This window comes from Micropruina sp. (assembly GCF_027492755.1).
In the GTDB taxonomy this organism is placed as follows: Bacteria; Actinomycetota; Actinomycetes; order Propionibacteriales; family Propionibacteriaceae; genus Micropruina.
Genome location: NZ_JAPUED010000142.1, coordinates 1 through 9838, shown reverse-complemented (window position 1 = coordinate 9838; position 9838 = coordinate 1). Strand labels below are relative to the sequence as shown.

7 protein-coding genes are annotated in these 9838 nt (G+C 69.7%); 1 reads left to right on the top strand and 6 read right to left on the bottom strand.

Features of this window, described 5'->3' with window-relative positions; all coding sequences use genetic code 11:
- From Q0066_RS10250 to Q0066_RS10235, 4 genes are all read right to left on the bottom strand, one after another.
- On the bottom strand, window positions 1-739 hold a 739-nt coding region (locus tag Q0066_RS10250; RefSeq protein WP_298132579.1), incomplete at its 3' end, for a methylmalonyl-CoA mutase family protein.
- Window positions 736-2589 (bottom strand): methylmalonyl-CoA mutase small subunit, encoded by a 1854-nt coding sequence (mutA, locus tag Q0066_RS10245; RefSeq protein ID WP_298132577.1) that lies wholly within the window; start codon window positions 2587-2589, stop codon window positions 736-738. The genes mutA and Q0066_RS10250, both read right to left, overlap by 4 nt.
- 197 nt (window positions 2590-2786) lie before the next feature.
- Complete coding sequence (locus Q0066_RS10240) at window positions 2787-4019, bottom strand: phosphotransferase (protein WP_298132576.1); 1233 nt, start codon at window positions 4017-4019, stop codon at window positions 2787-2789.
- A 34-nt stretch (window positions 4020-4053) separates the two neighbouring features.
- Entirely contained in the window at window positions 4054-5379 is a 1326-nt protein-coding gene (locus Q0066_RS10235) for a hemolysin family protein (RefSeq protein WP_298132574.1), read from the bottom strand.
- 1089 nt (window positions 5380-6468) lie between these two features.
- Between Q0066_RS10235 and Q0066_RS10230 the strand changes: the two genes are divergently transcribed.
- Window positions 6469-7722, top strand: coding sequence for a CDP-glycerol glycerophosphotransferase family protein (locus tag Q0066_RS10230; RefSeq protein ID WP_298132572.1), 1254 nt, complete (start codon window positions 6469-6471; stop codon window positions 7720-7722).
- Here the strand turns inward: Q0066_RS10230 and Q0066_RS10225 are convergent.
- On the bottom strand, window positions 7706-8749 hold the full coding sequence (locus Q0066_RS10225; protein ID WP_298132570.1) for a glycosyltransferase family 2 protein: 1044 nt from the start codon (window positions 8747-8749) through the stop codon (window positions 7706-7708). The genes Q0066_RS10230 and Q0066_RS10225 overlap by 17 nt on opposite strands.
- Before the next feature lie 21 nt (window positions 8750-8770).
- A partial coding sequence (locus Q0066_RS10220) for an AAA family ATPase (RefSeq protein WP_298132568.1) occupies window positions 8771-9838 on the bottom strand: 1068 nt, incomplete at its 5' end.

Genomic DNA, 9838 nt, shown 5'->3' with positions numbered 1-9838 from the left:
CCTGCATGTGGTAGCCGGAGATCGAGATCGAGTTGAACTTCGGCATATTCGCGCTGGTGTAGGCGAAGATGTCGGAGATGATCCGCATCGACGGCGCGGGCGGATAGATGTAGGTGTTGCGGACCATGAACTCCTTGAGAATGTCGTTCTGAATGGTCCCGGCCAGCTGCGCCGGCTGCACCCCCTGCTCCTCGGCAGCCACCACGTAGAGCGCCAGCACCGGCAGCACCGCGCCGTTCATCGTCATCGACACGCTCATCTGGTCGAGCGGAATGCCGGCGAACAACTGCCGCATGTCGAGGATCGAATCGACCGCGACGCCGGCCATGCCGACGTCACCGGTCACCCGCGGGTGGTCGGAGTCGTAGCCGCGGTGCGTGGCCAGGTCGAAGGCGATCGACAGGCCCTTCTGGCCGGCGGCCAGGTTGCGCCGGTAGAACGCGTTGGACTCCTGCGCGGTGGAGAATCCGGCGTACTGGCGGATCGTCCACGGCTGATTCACGTACATGGTGGCGTACGGTCCGCGCAGGAACGGCGGAATGCCCGGGTAGGTGTTCAGGAAATCCAGACCGTCGTACGCCGCCGAGTCGTAGACCGGGGGCACCAGAATGTGCTCGGGGGTCTGCCAGCCCTTGCTGTACGAGGGCACCTGATCGATCAGTTCCTCCCACTGCTGCGCGGAATCCAACGGCGGCCGGGCCTCGCCCAGCTCGATCGTGTCGAAACGCGGAATGCTCACCGGTCCACTCCCAACTCGTCCAGGGTGCCGGCCAGGAAGCCGGCGACGTCCATGCCGTCGAAGATCTCGCCGTCGATGACCTCGGCGGCATTGTCGGCGCCGGTTTCGGTGCGGCGTCCGGCGATCAGCACGGTGGCCACCCCGGCGTCCTTGAGGGCCGAGGCCACCTCGATCGCCTGCGCCGCGTACACCTTCGCCGACGAGCACAGGATCACGATGCGGGCGCCGGTGGCCCGCACCTGCGCGACGATCTCGGACGCCGTCCCACCCTCACTGGACGGGTGCCCGATGCCGGCCACCTGCAACACGTTGGCGGTGAACTGCTCGCGGGGACCGAAGTCACGGCGGGCGCCCAGGCAGGCCAGGAACACCTGCGGCTGAGGATCGGCCGCGGCCACCCGGTCACGCAGCCCCTCGAACACCTCACTGTCCCGACGTGGCGCCAACCCGCCGAACACCGGACTCTCCGGCCGCGGCCGGACGTCCAACGGGGTTTCGTTGACGGCGGGGAACATCGACACCCCGGTGATCGGCTGCCGCCGATTGGCCAGCCGGACGCCGCGGGCCGCGACGGTGGCGTCGATCCACTCGGCAACCCGGCCGTCCGCCAGGGCGGCCGTCATGCCGCCGGCGGCCTCGATCTCGCCGAACCGCGCCCAGGCGCGTCCGGCCAGCTGATCGGTGAGGCTCTCGACGTACCAGGATCCGCCGGCCGGATCGGCGACCCGGCCCAGGTTGGATTCCTCGGCGGCCAGCAACTGGATGTTGCGCGCCATCCGGCGGGAGAAATCGGTGGGCAATCCCCAGGCCGTGTCGTGCGGCAGCACCGTGATCGACTCGGCACCCCCGGCCGCCGCCGCGAAGGTGGCGATGGTGCCGCGCAGCAGGTTCACCCACGGGTCGTCGCGGGTGATCATCCGCCAGGAGGTCACCGCGAGCTGAACGGCGCCCCGCGCCCCCGCGGGGACGCCGCTCACCTCTCCCACCCGGGCCCACAGCCGGCGCAGCGCGCGCAGCCGGGCGATGGTCATGAATTGGTCGGCGTTGGCGGGCACCCGGAACGCGATGGTTCTGAAGGCTTCCGCAGGGGCGATGCCGGTGGCTTCCAGGTCGCGCAGGTACTCGACGCCGCTGGCGATGGCGAAGGCCAGGACGTCGACGTCGCCGGCTCCCGCGTCGTCGTAGACGAGCGAGTCGACCGCGATCGCTCGTGCCTTGCCGAACTCGGTGAGCGTGGTGCCGACCCATTCCCGTTGCGGTCCGAACTCGGGCGGCTCACCGGTCAGGGCGGCGTGCCCGAGGGCGTCCAAGCCGAGGTTGCCACCGACCTGGTCGGCCTTGCCACTGGCCCGCCAGAACGCGGCGAGCGCCCTGGCCGCGGCGTCCTGGTCGGTGCGGCTGCTGACCCGCAGCCGGGCGAGTTCGGGAAAGACCCCGGCCAGTACGCCGGCAACATCGGCGGCTGCGATCGCGTCCGGATCGACCCGCAGCCACAGCGAGGTGGCGCCCCGGGTCAGGTCCGCCAGCACGGCGGCGTTGCTGAACGCGGCGTCCGGATCCTCATGCAGTTGGGTGATGTCCCACGCATGGATCGCACCGGTACGCAGCGAAGCGCCACGGGTGAACGGGGTCACCCCGGGGTGCCCGAGATCACGGTCGTCGCGGGTATAGAGCGGGTCGATGGCGAGGCCGTCCACGGTCGTCGTGGTGAGCCGCTTCATCGCCTGCTCGATGGAGAGTTCCTTGCCCTCGGGCCGGCGTCGATTGAGCACCCGGAGGACCTCGGTCTCCCAGTCCTGGCGGCTCGGTGCGTCGAAATCACCGGCCAGGGTCAGCGGGGATTCGGTCATACTACGGAGCGTAGTATTCGTTTCGGACGGTGTCTCTCGTCCGCCGGAAAGGACCGGCTGGCGAACCTCAGGGTCTCGTGATGCGGGACATAGCGATCACCACCGAGCGGATCATCGACCGTTGGCCGAGCTTGTCGAGACTCGCTGCGCCCGGGAGGGATGGCCGGGGGCGGCTGCACCCGATGCCTCACGCTGCGTCAGCTCACCTGGCGCACCAGGGCCTCGGCGGAGGCGATCATCCGCAGCGTCTCCCACTCCCAGTCCGGCTCCTGACCACGGAACGGGCCGGTGGCCAGCGAAATGATCACCGCCGCCGCCCGCAGCCGCAGCTCGGTGGGGTCGACCCGGGTGTCGAACACCGGCACCCAGGTCCGGATCAACCGATGCACCCGGGCCTCCTGGCTGGGGCTCATCCGCTGGATCGTCGACAGGTGCGCGATCAGGCAGGCCAGGTCGTCGGCGCGGCGTCCGGGGCCCACGGTGTCGACGTCCAGGACGCCGACGATCCGGCCGTCGGCGACGTGGACCTGGCCCTCGTGGAAGTCACCGTGGGTGGGCTCGTTGCCCAGCGGGATCTGGCTCAGCCCGGTGCTGATCTGCTGGGTCAGCCAGGCGAGCTTGTCACTCGCCTGCGGCAGCGCGGCGCCGACCATGCGGGCGTAGTGCTCGACGGCGTCCGACCAGGGCGGCCGACGTTCCAGTTGGGTGACGCTCATCGGCATGGCGTCCAGCAGGTGAATGATCTGTTCGGCGGTGCACGGGTCGCTGGCATCGAACACCGCCGCCGCCAGCGGCCGTCCGGGCAGGTTGCGCAGCAACATCAGGGAGTCGGGAGTGGTCGCGGCCACCTCGGGCGCCGGCACGCCGGCCGCCAACAGCAGTTCATGCCGCCGGACGACGTCACCGAACACCCGCTCACGCAACACCTTGCAGTACAGCGTCGTCGGTTCGGGATCGGACGGCGTGGCCACGTCGATCCGCAGCACCGCCCGTCGCCGCGGGCGGTAGCCGATCATCCGCAGCCGCACCTCGGAATCAACCACCGGCCGGCCCAGCACGTCGTACTCGGTGAGGATCTCGGCCATCCGCTCGGTGTAGGCGGCGCGGGCCAGGCCCGGCAGGTCGGGGTCGTTCGGGTAGATCCACACCGCCACTTCGCGATCGCCGTCGGCGAAGATCTCGGCCCGGCTGTCCGACTGCGCCGGGCCGCCGGCCCGAGCACTCACCCCGAGCAGTTCGTCGCGCTCCCCGTAGGGCCAGCGCACGGACGCCGAATAGGTCGCGGTCGTCGACTGCTGCGGATGCGCGTCCACATGATCCAGGGCCCAGTTCAGCAAGGTGCCGCCGGCATGCGCGACGGCCGCGGTCAGCAGTTCGCCGACCTCGAGCGAGGTCAGCAGCCGGGAACCGTCCGGATCCTCCTCGGTCACCGCATGCCTCCTCTCCGCCCACCCGCGAGGTAGGTTACTCAGCCACCTGGGTGGTGCCGAGCCGACGCAGCCGCAATCTCGAGGCGCGGCGTCCGTCGAGTTCCGCGACGGTGAACTCGAACCGCTCCGCCCCCTCCTCGGTCGCCTCGACCGGGTCGAGTTCCACCTCGATCACGTCACCCACCTCGGGCAGCCGGCCCAGATGCGCCATCACGAAGCCCGCGACCGTGTCATAGGGGCCCTCGGGCAGCACGTAACCGTGGTCTTCACCGAACTCCTCCAGCGTCTCCAGGCCGTCGACCTCGGCCCCGCCCGGAGCGTTGGACGCGTCCGTCGGCCCGTCGAACTCGTCGGAGATGTCGCCGACCAGCTCCTCGACCAGGTCCTCCATGGTGACGATGCCGGCGGTGCCGCCGTACTCGTCACGGACGATCACCAGGTGGGCGTTCGCGGCGCGCATCTCGGTCAGTGCCCGAAGGATCTTCATGGTGTGCGGCAGCGATTCCACCGGCCGGACCAACTGGCTCACCGGGGCGTTCCGGGCCGACGGGTCGAGATCAAACAGATCGCGGACGTGGACGAAGCCCAGCACATCGTCGACGTCCTCACCGATCACCGGGTAGCGGCTGTGCGCCTGCTCCTGGAAGGAGCGAATCGCCTTGTAGGCAGGCAGGTCACCGGAGAGGAAGTCGACTTCGGTGCGGGGCACCATCGCCTCGCGCAGGCTGACCTGGCCGGCCGCGAACACCTCGTCGACGATCTGGCGCTCCTCATCACCGAGCGTGGACGACGAGGTCACCATCGCACGCAACTCTTCGTCGGTGACCTCTTCACGGCCCGCCTTCGGGTCGCCGCCCAGTACCCGGACCAGGGCATTGGTCGAGACGCCCAGGAACCAGATCACCGGACGGGCCACCGTGGCGATCGCGTTGACCAGCGGCGCCAGTGCCATCGCGAACGTCTCAGCGCTCTGCATCGCCAGCCGTTTGGCGGTGAGTTCGCCGATCACGATCGAGAAGTAGGAGATGATCGCCGTGATCATCACCAGGGAGAGCGGCCCCGCGACGTTCTCATGGACGCCCCAGCCGATCAGCACCCGGGACGTCGGCTCCTCCAGGGTGGCGCCGCCGAAGGCTGCCGACAGGAACCCCGACAAGGTGACACCGATCTGCACCGCGGACAGGAACCGGTTCGGGTTGGCCGCCAGCGCGGCGACGGTACGGCCTCGCTGGCCGCGCGCGGAGAGTTGCTTGACCTGGCTCTCGCGCAGCGACACCAGCGCCATCTCAGCGGCGGCGAACACGCCGCCGATGATGATGAAAAGGAGGATCAGCAGAATATTGCTGACGATCGGATTCATCGGATCCCTTCACTATGGGGGAGCCAGCCTATCGGGTGCCTCCGACACGGTCGCCGAGCAGGCGTTGACCGTCGTCGGTCGAACTCGTCGGGGCCGGACGGCGCGGTGCCGATGAGGGGATCGGCAGACGCAATCGACCACGCCACCGGGTAGGCCGTGCCCTCGTCCGGTTCAAGTATCGGCCGAACCGGCGGCGGGCTCGTCGAGCGCAGCCCATCGGGGACCTCCGGCGTGACCTGGGCTGCACCCTTGCCAAGCTCGCGAACCACATCCCGGACTTCCAACTGAGTCAAGTCGGCCTATTGCTGCGCTTCCGATGCAGCCACTAGGGTGCACAGATGTTAGTGGTCACACCCCCCCTACCGGAACCTCCCGCGTCGAGCCCTAGCCATTGTCGCGGCCGCCACGCTGTTCGTTGCCACACTCATCAGCGCTCAGCCAGCAGTTGGCGATGTAACGAACCCTGTCGCCAAGTGGCGCTGCAACGACCCAGTTCTGATAGGCAGCACCGGCGCCAAGCTGTACTGCTGGAAGGATCCGGGAGCCCTCAAGACCCGATTCCGAACGATTGTCCAGTGCACAAACGGCCTCTACTACGACGGCCCGTGGGTGCTTCCTGAGAACTGGTCTGCCGCATACTGCGGCTCGGGAGCACAAGTCGCATCGGTCAGCTATCAGCTTCAATAGGGAGGGGTACCGCCATGCAGCCAGGCCTGACATCCGAGGACCTTGCTGCACTCCCCGCTCCAAATAGACGCGAGCGAGTTGGCCCCGATCAACGACCTCGGGCCATTCATGTCGTGATCGCAATCGTTTGGATTGGGGTCGCAGCAAGACTCACGCTATTCCTGACGGAGGCCGCTGTTCCAGCCATCATCATCTCGGCAGCTGGCCCGGTCATACGTGTCCCGTGCGAGGATTGTGCACCAATGCCCGATGCTTGGACATGGCTCCTAGAACCGACGTGGTTCGTACTTTGGGCATTCGGTGTTGGCTGCTTTGCAATCGGCGCTAGGCGAGCGCGGAATAGGTCAACTCTTCCGACCACCCATCACGGCCGACGAGCAAGCAGCAGCTAGGGTGTCGAGGGTGCCCCCCTCCCCCGCCGCCCGATTCACCTTCGCCCGGGGGAATGCCGCAAAACTGGCATCACTGCCCCGCTACCTCACCGGCAATCTGAGGACGCGGTTCGCCACCCGGGATCCCCGGCTGTGGGTGTTCGGCAGCGCATTCGGCCTCTCCGACGGCGCCTTGGCGCTGCTGCGCGCGGCCCGCAGACTGGAGCCGTCGGTGCGGCTGGCCTGGCTGGTCGGCAACGCCGACGAGGCCCGGCGGGCCCGCTCGCTGGGCCTGGACTGGGCCGCCAAGGACTCCTCCGAAGGTTTCGAACTGACGGCTTCCGCGGGGGTGGTGGCGGTGACGCACGGCTTCGGCGACGTCAACCGGTACGCCCTGCGCGGCGCGACCATCGCGCAGTTGTGGCACGGCTCCCCGATGAAGAAGCTGCACGCTGACTCGCCGGCGGCGCTCTCCCTCGGCCCGCTCAACCGGTTCCCGCCCGCCCGCCGGCTGATCCGTGAGGCCTACCGGCGCGGCACCCGTCGGATCAGCCTGCTACCGGTGGCCTCCGAGACCTTCGTACCGTTCATGTGCAGCGCCTTCGACCTGCCCCGCGAGCGCGTCCGGGTGCTCGGCGAACCGCGCACCGATGTGCTGTTCCGGGGCAGTGTGGCCGGCCGGCGCGCCGCCGCACGCGAACTGCTTGAGCGCGGCGTTCCCGGTCTGGTCGGACGCCGCGCGCTGCTGTACGCGCCGACCTGGCGCGACGGCGAACCCGACCCGGGCGTCCCGACCGATCGGCAATGGCGCCGAATCGACGCCTACTGCACCGCCACCGACAGCGTGCTGCTGATCCGGCCGCATCCGCTCGGGGTCGGATCGTACGGGCACACCTCGCGCCACGTCCGGCTGATTCCGCCGACGGTGCTGCCCGAGTCGATGCCGCTGCTGTGGGGCATCGACACCCTGATCACCGACTACTCGTCGATGGCGTTCGACTACTCGGTGACCGGCAACCCGATCATCTTCCTGGCCCCCGATCTGGAGCACTACGCGTCTACCCGCGGGCTGTACCTCGACTATGCGACGGTGACCGGCGGACGCTGGCGGCAGGACTGGGACGGCGTCCTCGACGCCCTGGAGAATCTGGACGCCGACGCGGCCGCGCGGGAACGCGCCGCCGGGCGCAGTGCGGCGCTGGCTGCCCTGGCCCACCGGCACACCGACGGCCGCAGCGCGAAGCGGGTGGCGAAGCACCTCGCCGAACTCACCCTGCGCGCTTGACCCGGGACTTGTCGACAGTGGCGTGCGCGCCGCTGAACAGCCCGCGCAGGAAGCCTGCCCCCCAGGACAGGTGCATGATGCCCAGCACCGCGATGTTCAGCAGCCATTCCGAGCGCGACTCGGCCCCCAGCGACTTCTTCGCCACCGCGGCCAACCCGCCGGCGTAGGCCAGCGGCGCGGCATACACGGCGCCGGCCACCGCCGCCGGCCGGTCGCGCAGCGCACCGGTCAACTGGGCCACCGCCACCAGTCCGGACGCCGCGAGCGCCAGCACCACCACGGGCGGGGCGAGGTACTTCAGCGGTGTGCGGAACCGCTGCTCGCGGACCAGATGGCCGCGCCAGGCCCCGGTGGCGAACATCTGCCGGCGCAGGCTCGCCGGGGTGGCCCGCGGCCAGTAGGTGACGGCGACGTCCGGGGTGTACCAGATCAGGTGCCCGGCGGCGAGGATGCGCGAGTTGAGCTCCCAGTCCTCGGCCCGGCGCAGCGACTCGTCGTAGCCGCCGACCTGATCGAGCACCTCACGGCGGAACACCCCGAGGTAGGCGCTGTCGGACGGCCCCGCCTTCTTCGCCCCGTGGTACTGCCCGCCACCCAACCCCCACGGCGAGTTGTAGGCCCGGGCCACGGCGGACTGGAACGGCGTGTGTCCCTTGGCGTGCATCACGCCACCGACGTTGACCGCACCGTGCTCGTTGAGCAGATCGACCATCGTGCGGGTGTAGCCGGCCGGTAGTTCGGCGTGCGCGTCCACCCGCACCACGATCGGGTGCCTGCTGGCCCGGATCGCCAGATTGAGCCCGACCGGAATGTCGTTGCGGGGGTTGTCGACCAGGATGATCCGGTCGTCGCCGGCGGCCAGCTCGTGGGCGATCGCCGTGGTGTTGTCGGTGGAGGCTCCCAGCGCCAGCACCAATTCGGCCTCGGCCGGGTACTCCTGCGCCAACACGGCGGCCACCGCGTCGGCCAGGTGCCGCTGTTCGTTCAGCACCGGCATCACGTAGGAAACCGCGGGGTACTCGCTCACCGGGCGAGGCTATCGCGCCGCTCATCGACGACCCCAATGCCACGTCGGACGGCTCAGCAGTCCCTGGCCGTCGACCTCGGTTTCGCCGTACGGCTTCACCAGTTCGTGGTGCAACGCGCCCGCCTCGGCCAACGCCTCGACCAACGGCCGGGAATGGCTGACCACCACCAGCTGGGTGCGTTCGGCGGCCCGCACCATCAGCCGGCTGAGCGCCGGCAGCACGTCGGGGTGCAGCGACGTTTCGGGCTCGTTGAGCACCATCAGGCCGGGCGGGCGTGGGCTGAACAGCGCGGCGGCCAGCAGCAGGTAGCGCAGCGTGCCGTCGGAGAGCTCCCGCCCGGTCAGCGGCCGCAGCAGACCGGGTTGGTGGAGTTCGAGCTCGAACCGCCCGGCCTGATCGGCGACGGCGACCCGGGTGCCGGCGAAGGCGTCGGCGATCGCCTCGCGGAACGGTCCTTCCCAGGCCGATTCCACAATGGTGGCGACCGTGGGCGCCAGATCGTGGCCGTCGGCGGCGAGCACCTCGGTGCGGGTGCCCACCTGCGGCAGCCGCGCCGGGGCGTCCGGATCGACCCGGAAGCTGTCGTAGAACCGCCACCCGCGCACCACGTCGCGGACGGCCGTCGCCTCCGGCCGGTGGATCGGGTCGACCAGTTCGTCCAGCACGCTCGCCCACGGCGGCAGGCCGACCTCGATGTGGCCGGAGGCGCGGTTCGAGGCGCGTCCGGCATCTTCGGCGACCCGGACGCCGCGCGCCGTCCGCTCCAGCAGGGTCGCGGCCGGCCGCAGGATCGGGCCGGCCCAGATGATCTCGCGTTTGATGATCGGATCGCGTCCGAAGATCGACGGCGGGTGCTCCGGAACCGGCAGCCCGACGTCGATCAGGTAGCCGAGGTCGTCGGTGGTGAAGCCGAGCTGCAGGCTGATCGGCGCCTTGCGTGACCCGGTGCCCTGGATCGGCACGTCGCCGCGTCGCATCGCGGCGGAGATCTGCTCCGGCCCCGCCCACAGCACCGACGACAAGCCGCCGGCGGCCGCGATCGAGCCGATGAACCGCCCGGACGCCGTGTCGGCGAGCAGCTGGAAGGC

What these genes read in the sequence shown, in the direction of transcription:
- mutA (WP_298132577.1), bottom strand. Translation starts at nt 2,589, where the DNA reads ATGACCGAATCCCCGCTGACCCTGGCCGGTGATTTCGACGCACCGAGC.
- Q0066_RS10235 (WP_298132574.1), bottom strand. Translation starts at nt 5,379, where the DNA reads ATGAATCCGATCGTCAGCAATATTCTGCTGATCCTCCTTTTCATCATC.